Source organism: Sphingomonas sp. 1185 (assembly GCF_040544655.1).
GTDB lineage: Bacteria > Pseudomonadota > Alphaproteobacteria > Sphingomonadales > Sphingomonadaceae > Sphingomonas.
In genome coordinates, this window is sequence record NZ_JBEPKL010000023.1 from 51,858 (window position 1) to 71,869 (window position 20,012).

The following is a 20,012-nucleotide window of genomic DNA, read 5'->3' on the forward strand; positions in this document are numbered from 1 at the left end:
TCCTGTGTCATCGGACCGCAAAATTGCGTGCTGGCATGCGGCGGGGCGCGTCGCTTGTCGAAGTGTCCGCCGCAGCAAGATTTCCTTACAGACCAGCGATGATATGTAATATCATAAAGGGCAAAAGCGGGCCGGGATGTCGGCCGATCGACGCGCTCCCGCGTGGTCGCGAACGGCATCCCGACCATTGGAGAAAGGCAGGAACGATGTTCACCGAAGAGCTGGTCCACACGGCGCTACAGACCTGGTGCGACAATGTGGTGGCGGTCGGCCGGGTTCATGCCGAGGGCGGCGATGTCGGGGCCTTCGCGTCTCGGATCCTGAGCGACAATTACGATTACGACCATGGCAAGGTGCTGTTCAAGCCGACGCTGACCTTCGGCGCGAAGACCTATCGCCCGACCAAGGAGGGGGCGCTCGCCTATTTCATCGGCGGCAATGCGGACTTTCCCGACGACAAGGGGTTCAAGCTGAAGCCCTGGGTGAAGGTCTGGTACAGCAAGCTCGACTATATCCTGCACGGCGACCTGGCGATCGTGCAGTGCAACGTGCACTTCATCGGCGAGGATGACAGCCATATCTTCGTGAACAAGAGCTTCGTGTTCAAGCAATGCGAGGATGGGAGGGTGCGGATCATCCTTCACCAGTCGTCGCTGCCCTATCAGCCGTAACGCCGGGGCGATGACCGCGATCGGCATGGCGCGGCGGGTCGCCATCGGTGGCGGTAGCGCGCTGCTCGATCATATCGCGCGGCCCGATACGGCTCTGGCCATCTGGTGGCGTCGCTTGCCCCCGCCGCTCCGGGCAGCGCTGGGCGCGCTCGACCTGGACGGTGTCGACAGCCTGTCAGTCGAGACCGATCTCGGCGGGTCGGTGGAGGTAGCCTTGCGCGCGGCGGGATATGCGCGGGCGGTGCGCGAGATGCTGGGGGCGGACATCGACCGTCTCGTCCGGCGCCTCGCCGCGCTGACCGGCGAGGATCGCCTGCGCGTCCGGCTCGCGGTCGGCCAGGGCGGGTCCGCCCACCAGTTCCACGCCGACCGCACCCCCATCGCGCTGCGGTGCACCTATATCGGCCCCGGCCTCCAATGGTGCTGCGCCGAGGGGCCGGACGCGATCTGCGAGGTGCCGACGGGGGCGGTGGGCGTGTTCAAGGGGCGGATGCTGCTCGACCCGCCCAGGGTCCTCCACCGTGCACCGCCCGGCGGCGGTCGCCGCCTCATGCTGGCGATCGATCCGGTGCATGACGGCGAGCGGGACCGATCGGGGCCGTTCCTCCCCAGCGCCGATCCCTGTTGACGGGTAAGCAGCGCGGCGGGCGAGCGGGCGCCGCCGCCCTTCGGCTCAGTTCATATTACCCGGTGCGCCGCTGGTCGCACCCGTCGCGACCGGGTTGGTCGGGGTGGCGGGGCGCTCGGTGCGCGACGCCTCGCGTTCCTCGGAGGTCACGGTGCCGTCGCGGTTCAGGTCCATCCGGTCGAAGCGCGCCAGCATCCCTTCGAAAAACTCGCTTTCGGTGATCTCGCCGTCCTTGTTGCGATCCAGCTCCCACAGGCGCGAACGGCTCGCGGGCATTTCGTCGGCGGTAATGATGTCGTTGCCGTCGCGGTCGAGTTCGCGGAAGCGGCGCGCCATCATGCTGCCGAAATCGACGCGGGACGTGACCGAGGGGGGGACGAAGCCCGCCTTGGCGGCGGCGCGATCGGCTTCGGCGCGATTCTCTTCCTTCTTGCCGCACGCCGCCGTCGCCAGCATCGCCACCATCCCGAGGCCTATCGCCCATTCCCGCATCGCCGACTCCCAGGTTCGTTACGCTTCCAGCTCAACGTCCCAGTACAGCCAGTCGTGCCATGTTTCATGCAGATAATTGGGCGGAAAGCTGCGGCCATGTTCCTGTAAATGCCAGTTTGTCGGGCGGATCGGCTCGATATGCAGCGGCATTCCGGCCTGGCGCGGGGTGCGCCCGCCCTTCTTCAGATTGCACGGCGCGCAGGCGGTGACGACATTCTCCCAGGTCGTCCGGCCCCCTTGGGCGCGCGGGATGACATGGTCGAAGGTCAGGTCGCGATGCGATCCGCAATATTGGCAGGAGAAGCGGTCGCGCAGGAACAGGTTGAAGCGGGTGAAGGCCGGAAATTGCGACGGCTTCACGAATTGCTTCAGCGCGATGACCGAGGGCAGCTTGACCTTGGCGGTCGGGCTGCGCACCTCGCGCTCATAATGGGCGACGATATCCACCCGGTCGAGGAACACGGCCTTCACCGCGGTCTGCCAGGGCCAGACCGACAGCGGATAATAGGACAGCGGCGTATAGTCCGCATTCAGGACGAGTGCCGGACAAGAGTCCGGGTGTCGGATCAGGTCGGGATGAAACACAGCTCCTCCCTTCGTGGTACGCCGACGCTATTCGCGCAGGCGCGTGACATGGCTATGACACTGGACGCTATGAGAACATGGGATGGGAAACGCGGTCAAGGGGGCGGGCGATGAGCGGAGCCCACCCGCCCGCCACCCGCCCCGTCACGCGGTTCGCGCCCAGCCCGACCGGGCGGCTGCATCTGGGCCATGCGCTGTCGGCGGTGCGCGCGCACGATCTGGCGCGCGCGGGCGGCGGGCGCTTCCTGCTGCGCATCGAGGATATCGATGGCACGCGCAGCCGACCCGAACATGTCGACACGATCCTGCGCGACCTGGAATGGCTGGGGCTGGAATGGGACGATCTGTCCTTCCAGTCGGAGCGGCTGGACCTGTATGCGGCGGCGCAGGCGCGCCTGGCCGATCTGCTCTATCCCTGTTTCTGCACCCGTGCCGAGATCGCCGCCAGCCTGTCGGCGCCGCATGGGGCCGTGGCGGTCTATCCGGGGACGTGCCGCCATCTGTCCCCCGAGGCGCGCGCCGCGCGGATGGCGATGCCGCATGGCTGGCGTCTCGACATGGCGCGGGCCGCCGGACGCACGGGGCCGCTGAGCTGGCGGGACGACCGCGCGGGCATCGTCGCCGCCGATCCGCTGGCGCATGGCGACGTGATCCTGGCGCGCAAGGATGCGCCCGCCAGCTATCATCTGGCGGTGACGGTCGACGATGCCGCGCAGGGCGTCACCCATGTGGTGCGCGGGCTCGACCTGTTCGACGCCACCCATGTCCACCGGCTGCTCCAGGCCCTGCTCGGCCTGCCGACGCCGCTCTATCATCATCATCCGCTGATCCTGGGTGCCGATGGCCAGCGGCTCGCCAAGCGCCACGGCGCGCCCGCGCTGGCGGCGATGCGCGAGGGCGGCGAGGATGGTCGCGCGCTGGCGGACGCGCTGCGCCGCAATATGCTTCCCGCTGGATTTCGGCTGGGGGAGGCGTAAGCTCCGCGGCATGACCACATTTCTCGTGATCCTGCTGATCGCGGCGATGCTCGCCACCCTGGTCGCGCTGGTGCGCGGCATCATCACCTTCCTGCAGGAAGCCACGGCGGAGGCGAAGGGCGAGGGGCCGACCGCGTCGCAGCTGAAATCCAACCGGATGATGCAGCAGCGCATCTTCTTCCAGGCGCTGGCGATCACCATCGTCGTCCTGCTGCTGTTCCTGGCGGGGCGGACCTGATCCGATGGTCAAGCTGACGAAGATCTATACCCGCACCGGCGATGCGGGCACGACCGGGCTGGTCGACGGGTCGCGCCGGTCCAAGGCGGATGCGCGGCTGATCGCGATCGGCGAGGTGGACGAGGCGAACAGCGCGATCGGCGTCGCGCTGCTCGGCATGGAGGGCGCGCTGGCCGAGCAGCTGACGCGGATCCAGAACGACCTGTTCGACCTGGGCGCCGATCTCGCCACGCCCGACCATATCGAGGGGGCGCTGCGCATCCTGCCCGAACAGGTCGCGCGGCTGGAGGACGAGATCGACGCGATGAACGCGCAACTGGCGCCGCTGACCAGCTTCATCCTGCCCGGCGGCACGCCCGCGGCGGCGCATCTGCATCTGGCGCGCGCGATCACGCGGCGGGCCGAGCGGGCGGGCGTCGCGCTTTCGGAGCATGAAGCGACCAATCCGTCCGCGCTCGCCTATCTCAACCGCCTGTCGGACTGGCTGTTCGTCGCGGCACGGGTGGTGAACAAAAACGGCGCATCGGACGTTCTTTGGGTTCCAGGAGGGGTGCGGGCGAGACGGTAACGGGCCGGTCGCTGTTCCCCGCAATCCGGGGAGCAGCCCAATGCCGACCTTCGTACCGTCGTCCGCGACGGCCCCGACGCCTGCCGACGAACTGGCATCCCGCTATCGCGCCGTCCGCGCGCTGACCCTGTCGCTGGCCGCGCGGCTGTCCGACGCCGACGCCACCGTCCAGTCGATGCCCGACGCCTCGCCCGCGAAGTGGCACATGGCGCACACGACCTGGTTCTTCGAAACGTTCGTGCTGCGCGACCATGTGCCGGACTATCGGCTGCACGATCCGCGCTTTCCCTTCCTGTTCAACAGCTATTACGAGGCGGAAGGAAAGCGTCACGCGCGCCATCGTCGCGGGATGATCACCCGCCCGACGCTGGACGAAGTGCGGGCGTACCGCGCGCATGTCGATGCCGCGCTCCTGGCGGCGCTGCCCGACCTGCCCGACGCGGCGCGCGAGCTGGTCGCGCTGGGATGCCATCACGAGGAGCAGCATCAGGAGCTGTTCGTCACCGACATCCTGCACCTCTTCTCCGAAAACCCGCTGGAGCCCGCGCTCTACCCGCCCGAGCCCAAGGCCCCCGTCGCGATGCCCGGCCCGATCGGCTGGATCGAGGGGCAGGCGGGTGTGGTCCGGATCGGCCATGACGGACAGGGCTTCGCCTTCGACTGCGAGGGGCCGCGCCATGAGGCCCTGCTCCATCCTCATGCCATCGCCGATCGCACGGTCACCAATGCCGAATGGATGCAGTTCATCGCCGATGGCGGCTACCGCGATGCCCGGCTCTGGCTGTCGGACGGCTGGGCCTGGGTCAAGGGAGAGGGGATCGCCGCGCCGCTCTATTGGGAAGAGCGCGACGGCGGCTGGACCCGTTTCGGGCTGGACGGCCGCCGCGCGGTCGATCCCGCTGCCCCGGTGACGCATGTCAGCTTCTACGAGGCGGATGCCTTTGCCAGCTGGGCGGGCGCGCGGCTGCCGACCGAGATGGAGTGGGAAGCCGCCGCCGCCGCGCATGATCCGGCGGGGGGCCACCAGATGGAGGCGGGCGGCGCGGTCGAGCCGCGTCCCGCGACCCATGGCCCCGCCTTTTTCGGCGATGTCTGGGAATGGACCGGCAGCGCCTATCGTCCCTATCCCGGCTTTCGCGCCGTCGAGGGGGCGGTCGGCGAATATAATGGCAAGTTCATGAACGGGCAGTTCGTCCTGCGCGGCGGCAGCTGCGCGACGCCGCGCGGCCATGCCCGCGCCTCCTATCGCAACTTCTTCTACCCCCATCAGCGCTGGCAGTTCACCGGCGTCCGTCTGGCAAAGGACCTGTAATCATGCTGAAGCCCGAGATCGAGGATGGTCAGATGTCGCTGACCGATCCCGCCTTCCGCGCCGATGTCCTCGCCGGACTGGAGCGCCGCCCCCGCGCCATCCCCGCCCGCTGGTTCTACGACCGCAAGGGGTCCGAGCTGTTCGAGGCGATCACCGACCTGCCCGAATATTATCCCACCCGCGCCGAGACCGCGATCCTGAAGACCATCTGCCCCGACCTCGTCGCGCATGTCGGCAAGGGGCGCGCGGTGGTCGAGTTCGGATCGGGCTCCTCGACCAAGACGCCGGTGCTGCTGCGCTGCGTCGAGCCGTCGGCCTATGTGCCGATCGACATTTCGGGCGACTTCCTGCGCGAATCCGCGCGCAATCTGCAACAGGCCTTTCCCGACCTGCCCATCCATCCGCTGGAGGGGGATTTCATGCACCCGCTGGCGCTGCCCGCGATGGTGGCGGAGGCGCCCAAGCTGGGCTTCTTCCCCGGCTCGACCATCGGCAACATGACGCCCGCCATGGCCACCGACCTGCTGCGCGCGATGCGCGGTTCGCTGGGCGAGGGGGCGATGCTGCTGATCGGGATGGACCGCGCCAAGTCCAGCGAAATCCTGGTCCCCGCCTATGACGATGCGCAGGGCGTGACGGCGGCGTTCAACCGCAACCTGCTCGACCGGATCAACCGCGAGCTGGACGGCACCATCCCGGTCGAGGATTTCCGCCACCGCGCGGTGTGGAACGACGACCGCTCGCGGATCGAAATGCACCTGGCCGCGACCCGCGACGTCGCCTTCACCATCGAGGGCCGCCCCTTCGCCATGGCCGCGGGCGAGACGATCCATACCGAGAACAGCCACAAATACGGCCCCCGCGACGCCAAGATCCTGCTGCGCGCGGGCGGCTGGACCCCGGTCGCGCAGTGGAGCGATCCGGACGACATGTTCGCGGTCTATCTGGCCGAGGCGCAGTCGGTTCGTCTTGCTCCTTGAACGTTTTGTCGTATCGAATCGCGGTCTAACCGGACAGGTGAAAAGAGTTGCGTCTTTTCCTCGGAACGTAGCGTTTCGCTTTTTGGTCGGGCGTTGGGCTTTACCCTGAAAAGTCTTCCCGCTTGACCCTCTTGCACGTCCATCTGCTGGTAAAGAACCGACAGATAGACTTGCGAGGGTTCCATACCGGGAGGAGCATGATGACCGAAAGCGCACACCTGCTCGACGCATTCGACGCACGGGCCCAGCGCCGCGATCAACGACGCGAGTTCTTCAAGACGGCGATGGGCGCCGCCGCCGCCGGCGTCGCGGCCTTTACCCTGACCAGCAAGGCGGGGGCCCAGTCGACGATCACCGACGCGGATATTCTGAACTTCGCGTTGAACCTCGAATATCTCGAAGCGCAATTTTATGCCTTTGCCGCCAACGGCACCGGCCTCGCCTCCAGCCAGTTGACCGGCACGGGCACGCAGGGCGCGGTCACCGGCGGCAAGAAGGTGACGTTCACCGACCCGATCGTCGAGCAATATGCCCGCGAGATCGCGGCCGACGAAGCCGCGCACGTCGCGTTCCTGCGCACCGCGCTCGGCAGTTCGGCGGTGGCGCAGCCCGCGATCAACATCTCGGGCGACGCGAACGGCGCGTTCACCGCGGCCGCACGCGCGTCGGGCGTGATCGACTCCAACGCGACCTTCGATCCTTACGCCTCGGACGAGAATTTCCTGCTCGGCGCCTATATCTTCGAGGATGTCGGCGTGACCGCCTATAAGGGGGCCTCGCCGCTGATCAGCAACAAGACCTTCCTCCAGGCTGCCGCCGGCATCCTGGCGGTCGAGGCCTATCACGCCGCAATCGTCCGCACGACGCTCTACGCCAAGGGTATCCAGACCCCGGCGCTGGTCACCGCGGCGGGCAAGATCTCGGACGCGCGCGACAGCCTGGACGGGACCACCGACCTGGACCAGGGCATTGCCGCGACCACGGTCGGCGGACAGCTTGTGTCCAACATCGTGCCGCTCGACTCCAACGGGATCGCGTTCAGCCGCACGCCGCAGCAGGTGCTGAACATCGTCTATCTCAACAAGGCGTCGGCCACGCTTGGGGGCTTCTTCCCCGCTGGCGTCAACGGCACGCTGCGCGCCAGCGCGGCCAACTGATCCCCCTTTTTCCTCGTTCCGAGAGGATTTTTCATCATGAGCGAAGAACGCTTCATTCTCGATGTGATCGAAGAGGCTTCGGCCAAGCGCCGGGCCGATCGTCGCCGTTTCATGCGTATGGCCGCCGGGGCCGGTGCGGTGGGTGGGCTGGCCATGCTGGGCGCCTGCGGCAGCGACGATAACGACGTCATCGTCCTGCCGACGCCCACCCCGACCGCGACGGCGGGCTCGGTCACCGATGCCGATGTCCTGAACTTCGCGCTCCAGCTGGAATATCTGGAAGCGCAATTCTACAGCTACGCCGCGTTCGGCGCGGGCCTGTCCGCCTCGCTCCAGGCCGGGACGGGGACGCAAGGCTCGGTCGCGACCAGCACCAGCGGACAGCCGCGCCAGGTCGCGTTCCAGGACCCGTTGGTGGCGCAATATGCCCGCGAGATCGCCTATGACGAGATCGCGCACGTCACCTTCCTGCGCAACGCCCTGGGCTCCAGCGCGGTGGCGCAGCCCGCGATCAACCTGTCGGGCGATGCCAATGGCGCCTTCACGGCGGCGGCGCGCGCGGCCGGGGTGATCGGGGCGACCGACACCTTCGACCCCTATGCCTCGGACGAGAATTTCCTGCTCGCCGCCTATATCTTCGAGGATGTCGGCGTCACCGCCTATATGGGCGGGGTCACGCTGCTCTCCAACAAGACCTTTGTCGAGGCGGCGGCGGGCATCCACGCGGCCGAGGCCTATCATGCGGGGCTGGTCCGCTCGGTCATCTATCGCAAGGGGCTGAGCAACGGAACGCTGATCACCGCGGCGAACCGGATTTCGGACGCGCGTGACAGCCTGGACGGCTCGACCGACCTCGATCAGGGCATCACCGTCACCGCCAATGGAGTTACGTCGGCGAATATCGTGCCCGCCGATTCCAACGCGATCGCCTTTGCCCGCACGCCCGGCCAGGTGCTGAACATCGTCTATCTGAACAAGGCGGCGGTGACGGGCGGCGGCTTCTTCCCCAGCGGCCTGAACGGCAACGTCCGGACCAGCGCCGCTAGCGGCTGACCCGATCCGATCCCGTAAGGGTATCTGCCCCGGTCGGCCCCAGTCCCCCCTGGCCGACCGGGGTTTTTCATGGCCGCGCCTGCGCGAAACCGCTTCTTCTCGGCCGCGAAACCGCTTATGCAGGGTCCATCCCCGGGGGAGCGCTGACCTGCGCTTGAGAGGGGGGCAAGAGCCCCCGACCCGCTGAACCTGATCCGGCTGACACCGGCGTAGGGAGGGAGCGGCCCCGTCTCTCATGGTCCGTTTCCTCCGCATGGAGTGGACTATGGCAGATATCCCCGCAAAGGCTGAAATTGGCGTCACCACCGGCCCCATTCGTGGGTCGAAGAAGATTCATGTCGGGCCGCTGGGCGTCGCGATGCGCGAAATCCATCTCGACCCGTCTTCGGGCGAGCCGCCCTTGCGCGTCTATGACACCAGCGGCCCCTATACCGATCCCAATGCGCGCATCGACATCATGGCGGGCCTGCCGCAGATCCGCCGCGACTGGATCGAGGGGCGCGGCGATGTCGAGGCCTATGACGGTCGCGAGATCCGCCCCGAGGACAATGGCCAGCTTGGCCCCGACCGTTCGGGCGGCGTGCCGCAATTCCCGCGCACCGGGCTGAACCGCCCGCTACGCGCCAAGCCCGGCATGAACGTCAGCCAGATGCACTATGCGAGGGCCGGCATCATTACGCCCGAGATGGAATATGTCGCGACCCGCGAAAATCTGGGCCGCGAGATGCTGCGCGAATATGTCCGCGACGGCGAGAGCTTCGGCGCTGCCATCCCCGATTACGTGACCCCCGAATTCGTCCGCGACGAAGTGGCGCGCGGCCGGGCGATCATCCCCAACAACATCAACCACCCCGAATCCGAGCCGATGGCGATCGGCCGCAACTTCCTGGTCAAGATCAACGCCAATATCGGCAATTCGGCGGTCGCCTCCAACGTGGCGTCCGAGGTCGACAAGCTGGTCTGGTCGATCCGCTGGGGCGCGGACACCGTCATGGACCTGTCGACGGGGCGCAACATCCACGACACGCGCGAATGGATCATCCGCAACTCGCCCGTGCCGATCGGCACCGTTCCCATCTATCAGGCGCTGGAAAAGGTCGGCGGCATCGCCGAGGAGCTGACCTGGGAAATCTTCCGCGACACGCTGATCGAACAGGCCGAGCAGGGCGTCGATTATTTCACCATCCATGCGGGCGTGCGCCTGCCGTACATTCCGCTGACCGCCAAGCGCGTCACCGGCATCGTGTCGCGCGGCGGCTCGATCATGGCGAAGTGGTGCCTGGCGCATCACAAGGAGTCGTTCCTCTACGAACGCTTCGACGAGATCACCGAGATCATGAAGGCCTATGACATCGCCTATTCGCTGGGCGACGGCCTGCGCCCCGGCGCGATCGCCGACGCCAATGACGAGGCGCAGTTCGCCGAGCTCTATACGCTGGGCGAGCTGACCAAGCGTGCCTGGGAACAGGACGTGCAGGTGATGATCGAGGGCCCCGGCCATGTGCCGATGCACAAGATCAAGCAGAATATGGACAAGCAGCTGGAGGCGTGCGGCGAGGCGCCCTTCTACACCCTCGGGCCGCTGACGACCGACATCGCGCCGGGTTACGACCATATCACCAGCGGCATCGGTGCGGCGATGATCGGTTGGTACGGCACGGCGATGCTCTGCTACGTCACGCCCAAGGAGCATCTGGGCCTGCCCGATCGCGACGACGTGAAGGTCGGGGTGGTGACCTACAAGCTGGCCGCCCATGCCGCCGACCTAGCCAAGGGGCACCCGGCCGCCAAGATGCGCGACGACGCGCTGAGCCGCGCCCGCTTCGAGTTCCGCTGGCGCGACCAGTTCAACCTGTCGCTCGACCCCGACACGGCGGAATCCTACCACGACCAGACGCTCCCGGCCGAGGGCGCCAAGACCGCGCATTTCTGTTCGATGTGCGGCCCGAAATTCTGCTCGATGAAGATCACGCAGGAGGTTCGGGAATTTGCCGCGAAGCAGAACGCGCCGGTCGAAACCTTCGTCGCGGCGGAGGACGCCGAGGCGGGGATGCAGCAAATGAGCGAGAAATTCCGCGAGAAGGGCGGGGAGGTTTACCTTCCGGCGGAGTGATAAAAAGGGGCCGCACCCGGTAAGGATACGGCCCCAATTCCCAGCCTCCGTTCAGCCTGAGCGAAGTCGAAGGCCATGGGAATTTCAGCTTAGGGGCATTCGGGCAGGCTCAACAAATTGTTGGGCTGCTCGCCATCGTTTTGCGTCTTCAGATACTTATTGCCTGCGGCTGAGCGGGCGACGATGACCCACGCCGATTGACCGCCTACCGATACGTAAAATTGCCACTGACCGGACTCGATCGCCGCAATGGCCTCTTCCTGCGTCAGTTTCCATCGGCTGGGAAAAGCGCCGCCGACATGCGAAATGCGCTCATAGGCGCTATATCGGCTGGTCTTGTTGATGCACTGAATTTGCGCTGTATTGGCCATCTTACATAGCTCCGCACGACCGCCCAGGCATCGTGGCGGTTGACCTTGAGCTAACGGCCCCATAGATTCCCGACGCTGACCACAGCACCGGCGGGGATGCCTGCCGTTTGTCAGGGCGGTCGCTGGAACGACCGCCCTGACTTGATGAAGAAATCATGAAACCAAGTTTTCGTCAATGCCGCTTCTCGCTTCTTGCGTGTAGCGCTGAGCAGTAGAGCCTGATAGACATGACATCAGCGGCCATAACGAAGCGAGAAGGTTGTCGCTGGACCGTGATCTTTGAGGTGATGGGCGTTGAGCGGCGTAGCAAGCGACGCCCATCACAATCGCATCCATTTTGGATCAATAATGATACCGGCACTGTGCCACTTGAAGCACCTGCTCGCCGCCGCTGCCCGCCATCCGGTACACCAGACGATGTTCATGGCTGATCTGGCAGGACCACCAGCCTGACAGGTTGCTGCCCAGTGGTTCGGACTTGCCTGTTCCCTTGAACGGGTGACGGCGGCATTCCTCGATCAGCGCATGGAGCTTGTCGCAGAGCTTCGCGTCACGTTCCAGCCAATGGCGATAATCGTCCCACGCCGTCGGCCGAAACGTCACGTTTAAGAGAGGGGCACGCCTTGCCCGTCAGCCTCGAACCCGCGCACCGCGTCCAACAGCCGTTCGGCATTCTTGGACGAGCGCAGCAGGTACCGCGTCTCTTCGATCATCGCCTCCAGATTCTCGGACGCTTCGGCGTAGGAGACGGCTTGCATGAGCCGAAGCTCTCCTACGGTCCTCCGAACGTCGACCCTCACCGCTTCCGCACAAACTCCGCGCGCAGCACCAGGCCCTTGATCCCGTCGAACTTGCAGTCGATTTCCTGCGCGTCGCCGGTCAGGCGGATCGACTTGATCAGCGTGCCGCGCTTCAGCGTCTGGCCCGCGCCCTTGACGGTCAGGTCCTTGATCAGCGTCACCTGATCCCCGTCGCTCAGCACATTGCCGACCGAGTCGCGCACCACGACCGCGTCGTCATCGGCCGTCCCGGCCCTGGCCGCCGCATCGGCCGCGCTGATCCATTCGCCGGTCGCTTCGTCATAGACATAGTCGTCGTCGGCCATCGCCCTTGTCCCTTATCTGATCGGTGGAATGGCGGGCCCTATGCGCGCTTGGCGGAAATGATGCCAGTGTGATTACAGATCAGCCCAGCGGCGGCAGTGCCCAGTCGATCGGCTCGCGGCCATGTTCGACCAGAAAGGCGTTGGCGCGCGAAAAGGGCTTCGACCCGAAAAAGCCGCCGCGCGCCGACAAGGGCGAGGGGTGGACCGAGGTCAGGACGCAATGCCGCCCGCCACCCATCTCGCGGACGAAGCCCGCCTTTTTCTGGGCATAGGCCCCCCACAGGATGAAGACGACCGGCTCGGGCTTGGCGGCGACGGCGCGGATCACCGCGTCGGTGAACCGCTCCCACCCGCGCCCCTGGTGCGAGGCGGCCTGGCCCATCCGCACGGTCAGCACCGAGTTGAGCAGCAACACCCCCTGCCGCGCCCAATGATCGAGCAGCCCGTGGGAGGGCGGCGCGATGCCCAGGTCGGTCGCCATCTCCTTGTAGATGTTGACCAGGCTGGGCGGCGGGCGGACGCCCGGCTGGACCGAGAAGGCCAGGCCATGCGCCTGTCCCTCGCCATGATAGGGGTCCTGCCCCAGGATCACGACGCGCACCTCGGGCAACGGGGTCAGGTCGAGCGCACGGAACCAGTCCTTGGGCCGGGGAAAGACCCGCTGGCCGCTGGCGCGCTCGTCGGCGAGGAAGGTCTTGAGCGCCTTCATATAGGGTTCGTCGAATTCGCCGCGTAAGGGCAGCAACCAGCTCTCGTGCAGGTGAATGTCGCTCATGGTCCCGTCATGCAGAAGCTGTCTTGGCCGCGCAACCGGGATCGCCGATAGTCGTTATGCAAGCGATACGGTCGCGCGCCCGCGGCCGCTGCGTTCGATTTGGAGGAGGAAGATCATGAAGCGTTCCACCATCGCCCTCGCCGTTGTGGCCGCCGCGCTCCCGCTGGCCGCCTGCGGGTCCTCGACCGAAGCCGGCAACACCAGCAGCGCGGCCGTGACCACCAATGGCAGCGAGATGAGTGCGGATGCGCTGGGCGCCAAGATCCGTGCGCTTCCCGAGGGGCAGCGGCGCGGCGTCCTGTTCCGGGCGATCCGCGATGCCGGGCCGTCGGGGGCGAGCTGCCAGTCGGTCACCGCGATGAAGGAAGCCGCCCCGGTCAACGGCAATCCGAGCTGGAACGCGGTGTGCGACGGCACCGCGCAATGGACGATCGTGATGACCGCCGACCAGTCCGCCAGCGTCACCGGCCCCGGCCCGGTCACGATCAAGAGCTGAGCCATCCGAAAGGGCCGCCCGGCGTCACCCCGCCGGGCGGTTCAGCCGTTCGAGCGTGGCGGGGTCCGGGCGCCCTCCGAAGAACCGCTCCAGCCCATGGCGGAACGGGGCAGGATCGTCCGCCACCGCCGCGAACAGGGTCAGCGAGGATCGCAGCTTGATGGCATCGATACCGCCGAATATCGCCTCCACCGATCCGGGCGCGGCCACCGCCGCCGCCACGGCCTCGTACAGCCGGGCCCCGAGCAGCGGATGCGCCAGATAGGCCCGCGCCTCCCCCGCGTCCGCGATGGCGTAGAAGCGCGCGGTCTCGCTGCGGCCCAGTCCGGCGATCTGGGGAAAGACGAACCACATCCAGTGGCTTCGCTTTCGCCCGGCGCGCAGTTCGGCCAGGGCGATGGCATGCTGGGTCCGCTGGGCCTCGACAAAGCGATCGAGCGCGGCATCATGGGGGGCAGGGGGCGACATGCCCCGGCAACCGGTCGCGGCGTCGATGCGTTCCCGCGACTGCAAAAGAAGAATGTTTTCAGGAGAGTATGATGCGCCGTCTTGCCCTGATCGCCCCCCTCGCGCTGCTGGCGCTCGCGGCTTGCGGCAGCAAGGACGGGGATGCGGACTCCGACGTGGCGCCGGGCAATTTCACCCCGCCGGGCACCGCGCGGCCGACGCCGATCCCCGGCGTGGCGCAGGTCAATCCGCTGACCGCCTATATCGGCCATTATCCGGGGGACGCGGTCGACGGGGTGAGTTTCTTCGACCGGACCGAGGTGGCGAGCGCGCTGCACGATGCGGTCGGTGACCAGTCGCTGGTCCGGCGGATCATGTCGCGCGGCGCGGTGACGGTGCCGATCTTCGCGCAGGGCAAGTCCGGGATCGCCGCGCATGGCTGCACCCCGCATGACTGCGCCGACAACAACTGGACGGTGGCGCTGGATACCAGGACGGGCAAGGCGCAGGTCTGCTACCATGACCGCGAGACGATGGGCGACCGCAGCCAATGGTATATGGGCGGCGCGCCGGTCACGCGCCCGGACGAATGCCCGCAGGAATGAGGGGAGGGGCGGGTCGGTGGCTCCCGACCCGCCCCGCTCGCGTCAGAAGGTATAGGCCAGTCCCAGCGCGCCCAGCCACTGGCTGCGCGAACCGACCTGCGACACGATCGGGCTGTCGGCGAAATTGCCCAGTTCCCGGCCATAGGTGAGCCCGCCGACGACCTTCCAGCCCTTCAGCAGATTGCCGGTGATCGAATAGGTGGCGAGGCCGCCGATCGACCAGTCCTTCCACCCGCTGCGCGCGTTATAGACGGGCAGGCCGCTCGCCGCGCTCTGATCGGGCGTGATCGAGAAATAGCGCCGGGCATAGCCGCGTCCGGCATGTTCGGCGGTGGCGAACAGCCCGACCGCCGCCTTGGTGGACAACGGGGTGAAATAATTGACCGAAGGCTGCCAGATGCCGCTGTCATGCACGCCGGTCACGTCGTGGCGATAGCTGAGCGAGACGGACAGCCGGTCATAGGGGCTGGTGATGACGCCGATCTTGCCGATGCCGACATAGCCACCCAGCTCGACCGCCGCGCCGATCTTGCCCAGCGCGCGGACGCGGGGATTGTCGATTCCCGAGCTGGTGGTCCGGTCCAGATTGACCACGCCGATCGGCCCGGCCTGAATGTCCCAGTCGCGATTGGCCTTGTCGCCGATCAGGTCGACCGACAGGCGGTTGCCGATATAGGTGATGGTATGCCCGTCGATATAGGCGAGCGCGGCGGGCGCGGGGCTGAAGGAATAATCCTTCGACCCCTCATAATCGGGCAGATAGGCCGCGCCCAGACCGATGGTGATCGTGTTCTTGCCAAGCTGCCCCGCCATTTCGGCCGCCGCCGGGCTGGTGGCCGGGGCATTGTCCTGGGCTTGGGCGGGCATCGAGAGGGAGGCGGCGCCCAGGGCGATCAGCGGGGCGGCACCCCGTAGGATGGAGCGCGAGAAAAGGCGCAAGACGGAAAACTCCCTGAATCGGTTATCCGAAATGCAACGCTACGGTAATGATTTCGCTCCGGCGCTATGTGTCAGAATATGTACCGCATCCTGATCTGTTGTGTTTCGGCAACAGAATCGAGCGCGAAACGGGCCGCGGTGAAACGCGGCGGGCCGAAGCGGATCGCCGGATTGCGCGAAAAGCCGAAGCCTTCGCGCGGGATGCCCGCCAGCGTGTCCAGCTTGGCGTTGTCATTCTCGTCATGGATGACGGCGGCGGCGTAATTGCCATGGGGCAGGCCGTCGAGATGGATGGCGCGCTGGCCCGCAGGCACCGAGCGGGTCATCGCCCGCGCATCATCGACACAGGCGGGGAAATTGTCGGGGTCGGCGGTCAGGCACAGGCGGATCGAACCCTTGGCCGAGCGCAGCTGGTCAATCGCGATGTCCAGCCGGCTGACCGGCGCGGCGCCGATCAGCGGCAGCGCGGCCAGCATCAGCGCCAGCGACACGGCGCGCGGCCTGCGCATGGGCGCGCTCGAAATCGCCAAGGCCGCGGTCGGTGCCGCAGAGCCGGTCCCAGAAACGGAAATAGAGTCCATAGTTGCACCCATATTGCTCATGATGCCGTTGATGGTGGCTTGCGGTAATGAGCCACCCCCCCAGGTGCCCCCGCCACATGACGCGCGGGAAGATTTCCCAGCCCATATGGTTGGTGACGCCCATAACGGTCATGATCGTCAGTACCAAGCCGAGTGCGGCGACGTGAATCGGAATAAGAAAAACGAGTAGCGGAATTACCACAGCGCCGGTCACCGCCTCGATCGGGTGGAACGCCATCGCCGCCCATGCTGTGGGCGGGCGGCTGGCATGGTGGACGGCATGCGCGGCCTTGAAGACCGCCGGGCGGTGCATCCAGCGATGCGTCCAGTAGAACCAGGTGTCGTGCGCGACCAGATAGAGCAGGATCGAGACCGGCCAGTACCAGAGCGGCCAGGCATGGATGTCGGCATAGATTTGCGTCCATCCGCGATTCTGCCATCCCCAGGCGACGACCCCGGCGGGTACGCCATAGATGGCGGCGGAGGCGAGGCTCCACCCGATCTCGCGCCGGATCTGCGGGTCGAGCCCGGTATAGAGGTTCGGATGCCGCGCCCGCGTCGCCAGCGCGAACGCGCCCGAGGCGAGCAGATAGCGGACGCCGACGATCAGCGTCATGGCGATGGCGGACAGGATCAGGGCAAGCGTCACGGCGGACAGTGTAACCCATTGGGGGCGGGGCTTGAACCGCGATCGTCCGGTCCTTGGCCTTTTGTTCGCGCGGAGGCGCGGAGGCGCAGAGAGGTTTGAGCGGGCACGGGCGTCAGGCGCCGGTTCGCCCGTCGCCCCTGCCGCACCGTCGGCGAAGAGAGGCGGCCTTCGGCCGGGCACTCCCTCTCCACGCCCCCGCGCAAAACCCCAGCCCCATCCGCGAGCGCATTCCCGTGCACTTCGACTTCGCTCAGTGCGAACGGAGGGCGGGTCCGTTTCTCCGCGTCTTCGCGCGACCCCCCGCGCCCGTTCAGGCTGAGCGAAGTCGAAGCCCACGCCCCACCCTGTCCGCAAGCACATTCCCATGCGCTTCGACTCCGCTCCCCGCGAACGGAGAGTCGAGTTTACCCCCGATGGAAAATCCGGATCGGCCGGTCGTGATACACCCCCTCGACCGGTGCCGCATAACCCAGCTTGCCCGCCAGGCCGATCGACGCCGCATTGCCCGGATCGATGATGCAGCAGGTCCGCCCGATGCCCCGCGCGTCCGCCCAGTCGAGCACCGCGCGCATCGCCTCGCCCGCATAGCCCCGGCCATGGGCCTTCGGAACCAGCGTCCACCCCGCCTCCGGCACCGTCAGTTCGGGCCGGATCTCACGGCGCGATTCCAGCAGGCCCATATCGCCCAGCACATCGCCCGTCGCCCGGTCGCACACCACCCAGGCGCCATAGCCGAACACCGTCCAGCATCCGACCGACCGAAGCAGTCGAATCCACACATCCTCGCGCGGGCGGGGCTTGCCGCCGATCATGCCGTACACCGCCGGTTCGGCCCACATCGCCGACAGCGCGTCGAGATCGTCGGGATGATGACCGCGCAAGGTCAGTCGCTCGGTGGTCAGGGTCGGGGCAGGGCTGGTGTAGGTCATGACGCGAGCGATATTAACCGGCGTCGCGGATCACCGCCAGAAAGGCTTCGCCATAGGCGTCCAGCTTGCGCGCGCCGATGCCCGACAGCAGCGACAGCGCCGCGCGGCTGGTCGGGCGCTGCGCCGCCATGTCGCGCAGCACCGAGTCGTGGAAGATGACGTAAGGCGGCACCCCCGCCTCCTGCGCCAGCTCGCGCCGCTTGGCGCGCAGCGCCTCAAACAGCGGGTTGTCCGCCGGATTGGCGGCGACCGGCGCGGCACGACGGCCCTTGCGCTCGCGCTTGGGCGGCACGACCAGCGACAGCCGCGCCTCGCCCTTGATCAGCGCGCGCGCGGCGGGGCCGAACTCCAGCCCGCCATGATGATTGGTGCGCAGCGCATCGCGCAGCAGCAGCGCGCGGTGGACCGGCTTGAGCAGCGCCACTTCGTCGCCGTCGACGATATTCCACACCGACAGCGCCTCATGCCCGTTCATCAGGCTGCGCTCGGTCGACTGGCCGGTCAGCACCTGCTCGATATAGCCCGCGCCGAACATCTGGCCGGTGCGGAACACCGCGGACAGGAATTTCTGCGCCACCGTCGTCGCATCGACCGCATCGGGCGAGCCCAGGCAATTGTCGCAATTGCCGCAATCCTCGGCCAGATCCTCGCCGAAATGGCGCAGCAGGATGCGGCGGCGGCATCCACCCGTCTCGACCAGCGCCCCCAGCGCCGCCAGCCGCGCGCGCTCGCCGGGCTGGCGTTCGGGCTCCACCTCGGCGATGCGCTGGCGGGCGCGGGCGAAGTCCTCCGCGCCCCAGAAGAGGTGCGCGACCGACGGATCGCCGTCGCGGCCCGCGCGCCCGGTCTCCTGATAATAGGCCTCGATCGACTTCGGCAGGCCGGCATGCGCGACGAAGCGCACATCGGGCTTGTCGATCCCCATGCCGAAGGCGACGGTGGCGCAGATCACCATATCCTCGCTCGCCACGAAATCGGCCTGGTTCCTGGCGCGCACGGCGGGGTCCAGCCCGGCATGATAGGCGCGCACCGGCCGCCCGGTGCGGGCCAGCGCCTCGGCCAGCTTCTCGGTCGCGGCGCGCGTCTGGGCATAGACGATGCCGGGGCCGGGCGTGTCGGCGACCACCCGCGCGATCTGCAGGTTCACATTGGCCTTGGGACTGATCGCATAGCGGATATTGGGCCGGTCGAAGCCCGAGACGATCATCCCCTCGACCGGAATGCCCAGCTGCTTGGCGATATCGGCGCGGGTATGCGCGTCGGCGGTCGCGGTCAGCGCGAGCCGGGGGACGTCGGGGAACGCATCCATCAACGGCTCGAGCAGGCGATAATCGGGGCGGAAGTCGTGGCCCCATTCGCTGACGCAATGCGCCTCGTCGATCGCGAACAGGCTGAGCGGCGCGGAGGCCAGCAGCTCGCGGAAATGCCCCGACGACGCGCGTTCGGGGGCGACATAGAGCAGGTCGAGCTGGCCGTCGCGGAAGCGCGCGACCGTCTCGGCGCGATTCTGGTCGACGCTGGTCAGCGTGGCGGCGCGGATGCCGACCGCCTCGGCCGCGCGCAACTGGTCGTGCATCAGCGCGATCAACGGGCTGACCACGACGCAGCATCCGTCCATCATCACGGCGGGCAGCTGGTAGCAGAGCGACTTGCCCGCGCCGGTTGGCATCACCGCCAGCGTCCGCTGGCGATTCAGGACACGGTCGACCACCTGTTCCTGGACACCCCGGAACTGGCTGTACCCGAAAACTTCGTGGAGCTTGGCAAGGGGGTCGGCGACCATCGCCGTGCATGTAGCGACGCCGAGCGGATGGGGAAAGGGCGCGACGACGCGCGCCGGTCGATCCCGGCTCTCCATCGCGGCCGTTTCGGAAACATCGGCGGCCTCGCGGGTTTGATGCCCCAATCATTCCCGCCCCATGAAAGGAGATCTTTCGATGAACACCGACACGATCAACGGCACAGCCACCAATTTCGGCGGTCAGGTCAAGGAAGGCCTGGGCGGCGTGCTGGGCGACAAGACCATGCAGGCCGAAGGCAAGGGCGAACAGCTGAGCGGCAAGGCCCAGAAGGCTTTCGGCGACGCCAAGACCAGCGTCGACCAGGCGGTGCGTCCGCTGTTCGATCAGGTCCGCGACTTCGTCCGCGAGCGTCCGCTGGCCTCGGCCGCGCTGGGCGGCGTGGTCGGCATCGCGCTGCTCAACACGCTGCGCGGCAAGTAAGCGCCAAGGGCGGATCGACAGTCAGCGATGCCTTTCCCTCCCTCGCCCCTCGCAGAGGGGAGAGGGTTGCGCAGACTTGGTCTTTGCGAGAGCAAAGGCTTAGTCGGAGCTGGGTGAGG

Annotated in this window: 26 protein-coding genes and 1 riboswitch; of the genes, 13 read left to right on the forward strand and 13 right to left on the reverse strand. The window is 67.0% G+C overall.

Features of this window, described 5'->3' with window-relative positions:
- The first annotated feature begins 206 nt into the window (after positions 1 to 206).
- Both ABIC44_RS14445 and ABIC44_RS14450 read left to right on the forward strand, forming a co-directional pair.
- The gene (locus tag ABIC44_RS14445) at positions 207 to 671 is read left to right on the forward strand and encodes a metal-independent carbonic anhydrase family protein (RefSeq protein ID WP_307101222.1); all 465 of its coding nucleotides are present in this window, start codon (positions 207 to 209) and stop codon (positions 669 to 671) included.
- A 10-nt stretch (positions 672 to 681) separates the two neighbouring features.
- Entirely contained in the window at positions 682 to 1,299 is a 618-nt protein-coding gene (locus ABIC44_RS14450) for a DUF1826 domain-containing protein (RefSeq protein WP_354296244.1), read from the forward strand.
- Positions 1,300 to 1,344: 45 nt separating this feature from the next.
- Here ABIC44_RS14450 and ABIC44_RS14455 read toward each other — a convergent pair whose 3' ends face one another.
- Together ABIC44_RS14455 and ABIC44_RS14460 are read right to left on the reverse strand one after the other, a co-directional pair.
- Complete coding sequence (locus ABIC44_RS14455) at positions 1,345 to 1,764, reverse strand: EF-hand domain-containing protein (RefSeq protein WP_309737099.1); 420 nt, start codon at positions 1,762 to 1,764, stop codon at positions 1,345 to 1,347.
- A 45-nt stretch (positions 1,765 to 1,809) separates the two neighbouring features.
- The gene (locus ABIC44_RS14460; RefSeq protein WP_261270221.1) at positions 1,810 to 2,376 is read right to left on the reverse strand and encodes an HNH endonuclease; all 567 of its coding nucleotides are present in this window, start codon (positions 2,374 to 2,376) and stop codon (positions 1,810 to 1,812) included.
- A 110-nt stretch (positions 2,377 to 2,486) separates the two neighbouring features.
- Between ABIC44_RS14460 and gluQRS the strand changes: the two genes are divergently transcribed.
- From gluQRS to thiC, 8 genes are all read left to right on the forward strand, one after another.
- A complete protein-coding gene (gluQRS, locus tag ABIC44_RS14465) occupies positions 2,487 to 3,353 on the forward strand; it encodes a tRNA glutamyl-Q(34) synthetase GluQRS (RefSeq protein WP_354296245.1) in 867 nt (288 codons plus the stop codon).
- A 10-nt stretch (positions 3,354 to 3,363) separates the two neighbouring features.
- Positions 3,364 to 3,591, forward strand: coding sequence for a twin transmembrane helix small protein (locus ABIC44_RS14470; protein WP_307101213.1), 228 nt, complete (start codon positions 3,364 to 3,366; stop codon positions 3,589 to 3,591).
- Between the two features lie 4 nt (positions 3,592 to 3,595).
- On the forward strand, positions 3,596 to 4,159 hold the full coding sequence (locus ABIC44_RS14475) for a cob(I)yrinic acid a,c-diamide adenosyltransferase (RefSeq protein ID WP_354296246.1): 564 nt from the start codon (positions 3,596 to 3,598) through the stop codon (positions 4,157 to 4,159).
- A 40-nt stretch (positions 4,160 to 4,199) separates the two neighbouring features.
- Positions 4,200 to 5,471, forward strand: coding sequence for an ergothioneine biosynthesis protein EgtB (gene egtB / locus ABIC44_RS14480; protein WP_354296247.1), 1,272 nt, complete (start codon positions 4,200 to 4,202; stop codon positions 5,469 to 5,471).
- Between the two features lie 2 nt (positions 5,472 to 5,473).
- On the forward strand, positions 5,474 to 6,451 hold the full coding sequence (gene egtD / locus ABIC44_RS14485; RefSeq protein WP_309697865.1) for an L-histidine N(alpha)-methyltransferase: 978 nt from the start codon (positions 5,474 to 5,476) through the stop codon (positions 6,449 to 6,451).
- 200 nt (positions 6,452 to 6,651) lie between these two features.
- Positions 6,652 to 7,608 (forward strand): ferritin-like domain-containing protein, encoded by a 957-nt coding sequence (locus tag ABIC44_RS14490; RefSeq protein ID WP_354296261.1) that lies wholly within the window; start codon positions 6,652 to 6,654, stop codon positions 7,606 to 7,608.
- Between the two features lie 36 nt (positions 7,609 to 7,644).
- Complete coding sequence (locus ABIC44_RS14495; protein ID WP_354296248.1) at positions 7,645 to 8,661, forward strand: ferritin-like domain-containing protein; 1,017 nt, start codon at positions 7,645 to 7,647, stop codon at positions 8,659 to 8,661.
- 129 nt (positions 8,662 to 8,790) lie between these two features.
- Positions 8,791 to 8,881: riboswitch (TPP riboswitch) on the forward strand.
- A 45-nt stretch (positions 8,882 to 8,926) separates the two neighbouring features.
- The gene (gene thiC / locus ABIC44_RS14500) at positions 8,927 to 10,774 is read left to right on the forward strand and encodes a phosphomethylpyrimidine synthase ThiC (RefSeq protein WP_354296249.1); all 1,848 of its coding nucleotides are present in this window, start codon (positions 8,927 to 8,929) and stop codon (positions 10,772 to 10,774) included.
- A gap of 89 nt (positions 10,775 to 10,863) precedes the next feature.
- Here thiC and ABIC44_RS14505 read toward each other — a convergent pair whose 3' ends face one another.
- From ABIC44_RS14505 to ung, 5 genes are all read right to left on the reverse strand, one after another.
- On the reverse strand, positions 10,864 to 11,145 hold the full coding sequence (locus ABIC44_RS14505; protein ID WP_309700552.1) for a DUF3892 domain-containing protein: 282 nt from the start codon (positions 11,143 to 11,145) through the stop codon (positions 10,864 to 10,866).
- Between the two features lie 342 nt (positions 11,146 to 11,487).
- On the reverse strand, positions 11,488 to 11,748 hold the full coding sequence (locus ABIC44_RS14510; RefSeq protein WP_354296251.1) for a Txe/YoeB family addiction module toxin: 261 nt from the start codon (positions 11,746 to 11,748) through the stop codon (positions 11,488 to 11,490).
- Between the two features lie 2 nt (positions 11,749 to 11,750).
- On the reverse strand, positions 11,751 to 11,903 hold the full coding sequence (locus ABIC44_RS14515; RefSeq protein WP_354296252.1) for a type II toxin-antitoxin system Phd/YefM family antitoxin: 153 nt from the start codon (positions 11,901 to 11,903) through the stop codon (positions 11,751 to 11,753).
- Between the two features lie 38 nt (positions 11,904 to 11,941).
- On the reverse strand, positions 11,942 to 12,250 hold the full coding sequence (locus tag ABIC44_RS14520; RefSeq protein ID WP_309700557.1) for an alkylphosphonate utilization protein: 309 nt from the start codon (positions 12,248 to 12,250) through the stop codon (positions 11,942 to 11,944).
- Between the two features lie 79 nt (positions 12,251 to 12,329).
- On the reverse strand, positions 12,330 to 13,025 hold the full coding sequence (ung, locus tag ABIC44_RS14525; protein WP_354296253.1) for a uracil-DNA glycosylase: 696 nt from the start codon (positions 13,023 to 13,025) through the stop codon (positions 12,330 to 12,332).
- A 115-nt stretch (positions 13,026 to 13,140) separates the two neighbouring features.
- On the opposite strand from ung, the gene ABIC44_RS14530 reads away from it, so the two are divergent.
- The gene (locus ABIC44_RS14530) at positions 13,141 to 13,521 is read left to right on the forward strand and encodes a hypothetical protein (protein WP_309697853.1); all 381 of its coding nucleotides are present in this window, start codon (positions 13,141 to 13,143) and stop codon (positions 13,519 to 13,521) included.
- Positions 13,522 to 13,545: 24 nt separating this feature from the next.
- Here ABIC44_RS14530 and ABIC44_RS14535 read toward each other — a convergent pair whose 3' ends face one another.
- Positions 13,546 to 13,989: a DUF1810 domain-containing protein gene (locus ABIC44_RS14535; protein ID WP_354296254.1), complete on the reverse strand. Its 444-nt coding sequence runs from the start codon at positions 13,987 to 13,989 to the stop codon at positions 13,546 to 13,548.
- 71 nt (positions 13,990 to 14,060) lie between these two features.
- On the opposite strand from ABIC44_RS14535, the gene ABIC44_RS14540 reads away from it, so the two are divergent.
- Positions 14,061 to 14,573, forward strand: coding sequence for an Ivy family c-type lysozyme inhibitor (locus ABIC44_RS14540; RefSeq protein ID WP_307101193.1), 513 nt, complete (start codon positions 14,061 to 14,063; stop codon positions 14,571 to 14,573).
- Positions 14,574 to 14,615: 42 nt separating this feature from the next.
- On the opposite strand, the gene ABIC44_RS14545 is transcribed toward ABIC44_RS14540, so the two are convergent.
- From ABIC44_RS14545 to recQ, 5 genes are all read right to left on the reverse strand, one after another.
- On the reverse strand, positions 14,616 to 15,512 hold the full coding sequence (locus tag ABIC44_RS14545; RefSeq protein WP_354296255.1) for a MipA/OmpV family protein: 897 nt from the start codon (positions 15,510 to 15,512) through the stop codon (positions 14,616 to 14,618).
- A 71-nt stretch (positions 15,513 to 15,583) separates the two neighbouring features.
- Positions 15,584 to 16,021 carry a DUF2141 domain-containing protein gene (locus ABIC44_RS14550; protein ID WP_307101189.1) on the reverse strand — a complete coding sequence of 146 codons (438 nt, stop codon included), beginning with the start codon at positions 16,019 to 16,021 and terminating at the stop codon, positions 15,584 to 15,586.
- Positions 15,927 to 16,709: a sterol desaturase family protein gene (locus ABIC44_RS14555; RefSeq protein ID WP_502959853.1), complete on the reverse strand. Its 783-nt coding sequence runs from the start codon at positions 16,707 to 16,709 to the stop codon at positions 15,927 to 15,929. The genes ABIC44_RS14550 and ABIC44_RS14555 overlap by 95 nt, the downstream gene beginning before the upstream one ends.
- A 437-nt stretch (positions 16,710 to 17,146) precedes the next feature.
- On the reverse strand, positions 17,147 to 17,671 hold the full coding sequence (locus ABIC44_RS14560; RefSeq protein WP_354296257.1) for a GNAT family N-acetyltransferase: 525 nt from the start codon (positions 17,669 to 17,671) through the stop codon (positions 17,147 to 17,149).
- Between the two features lie 13 nt (positions 17,672 to 17,684).
- Positions 17,685 to 19,454, reverse strand: a complete 1,770-nt coding sequence (gene recQ / locus ABIC44_RS14565) for a DNA helicase RecQ (protein WP_354296262.1) — start codon at positions 19,452 to 19,454, stop codon at positions 17,685 to 17,687.
- Positions 19,455 to 19,608: 154 nt separating this feature from the next.
- On the opposite strand from recQ, the gene ABIC44_RS14570 reads away from it, so the two are divergent.
- Entirely contained in the window at positions 19,609 to 19,893 is a 285-nt protein-coding gene (locus ABIC44_RS14570; protein WP_354296258.1) for a CsbD family protein, read from the forward strand.
- The last annotated feature ends 119 nt before the right edge of the window (positions 19,894 to 20,012 follow it).

Coding starts and splice junctions, on each gene's coding strand:
- ABIC44_RS14520 (WP_309700557.1), bottom strand. CDS start 12,250: ATGGCCGACGACGACTATGTCTATGACGAAGCGACCGGCGAATGGATC.
- egtB (WP_354296247.1), top strand. CDS start 4,200: ATGCCGACCTTCGTACCGTCGTCCGCGACGGCCCCGACGCCTGCCGAC.
- ABIC44_RS14550 (WP_307101189.1), bottom strand. CDS start 16,021: ATGCGCAGGCCGCGCGCCGTGTCGCTGGCGCTGATGCTGGCCGCGCTG.
- ABIC44_RS14570 (WP_354296258.1), top strand. CDS start 19,609: ATGAACACCGACACGATCAACGGCACAGCCACCAATTTCGGCGGTCAG.
- recQ (WP_354296262.1), bottom strand. CDS start 19,454: ATGGTCGCCGACCCCCTTGCCAAGCTCCACGAAGTTTTCGGGTACAGC.
- ABIC44_RS14555 (WP_502959853.1), bottom strand. CDS start 16,709: ATGACGCTGATCGTCGGCGTCCGCTATCTGCTCGCCTCGGGCGCGTTC.
- ABIC44_RS14560 (WP_354296257.1), bottom strand. CDS start 17,671: ATGACCTACACCAGCCCTGCCCCGACCCTGACCACCGAGCGACTGACC.
- ABIC44_RS14445 (WP_307101222.1), top strand. CDS start 207: ATGTTCACCGAAGAGCTGGTCCACACGGCGCTACAGACCTGGTGCGAC.
- thiC (WP_354296249.1), top strand. CDS start 8,927: ATGGCAGATATCCCCGCAAAGGCTGAAATTGGCGTCACCACCGGCCCC.
- ABIC44_RS14475 (WP_354296246.1), top strand. CDS start 3,596: ATGGTCAAGCTGACGAAGATCTATACCCGCACCGGCGATGCGGGCACG.
- ung (WP_354296253.1), bottom strand. CDS start 13,025: ATGAGCGACATTCACCTGCACGAGAGCTGGTTGCTGCCCTTACGCGGC.
- ABIC44_RS14490 (WP_354296261.1), top strand. CDS start 6,652: ATGACCGAAAGCGCACACCTGCTCGACGCATTCGACGCACGGGCCCAG.
- gluQRS (WP_354296245.1), top strand. CDS start 2,487: ATGAGCGGAGCCCACCCGCCCGCCACCCGCCCCGTCACGCGGTTCGCG.
- ABIC44_RS14530 (WP_309697853.1), top strand. CDS start 13,141: ATGAAGCGTTCCACCATCGCCCTCGCCGTTGTGGCCGCCGCGCTCCCG.
- ABIC44_RS14450 (WP_354296244.1), top strand. CDS start 682: ATGACCGCGATCGGCATGGCGCGGCGGGTCGCCATCGGTGGCGGTAGC.
- ABIC44_RS14505 (WP_309700552.1), bottom strand. CDS start 11,145: ATGGCCAATACAGCGCAAATTCAGTGCATCAACAAGACCAGCCGATAT.
- egtD (WP_309697865.1), top strand. CDS start 5,474: ATGCTGAAGCCCGAGATCGAGGATGGTCAGATGTCGCTGACCGATCCC.
- ABIC44_RS14540 (WP_307101193.1), top strand. CDS start 14,061: ATGCGCCGTCTTGCCCTGATCGCCCCCCTCGCGCTGCTGGCGCTCGCG.
- ABIC44_RS14470 (WP_307101213.1), top strand. CDS start 3,364: ATGACCACATTTCTCGTGATCCTGCTGATCGCGGCGATGCTCGCCACC.
- ABIC44_RS14495 (WP_354296248.1), top strand. CDS start 7,645: ATGAGCGAAGAACGCTTCATTCTCGATGTGATCGAAGAGGCTTCGGCC.
- ABIC44_RS14535 (WP_354296254.1), bottom strand. CDS start 13,989: ATGTCGCCCCCTGCCCCCCATGATGCCGCGCTCGATCGCTTTGTCGAG.
- ABIC44_RS14455 (WP_309737099.1), bottom strand. CDS start 1,764: ATGGTGGCGATGCTGGCGACGGCGGCGTGCGGCAAGAAGGAAGAGAAT.
- ABIC44_RS14515 (WP_354296252.1), bottom strand. CDS start 11,903: ATGCAAGCCGTCTCCTACGCCGAAGCGTCCGAGAATCTGGAGGCGATG.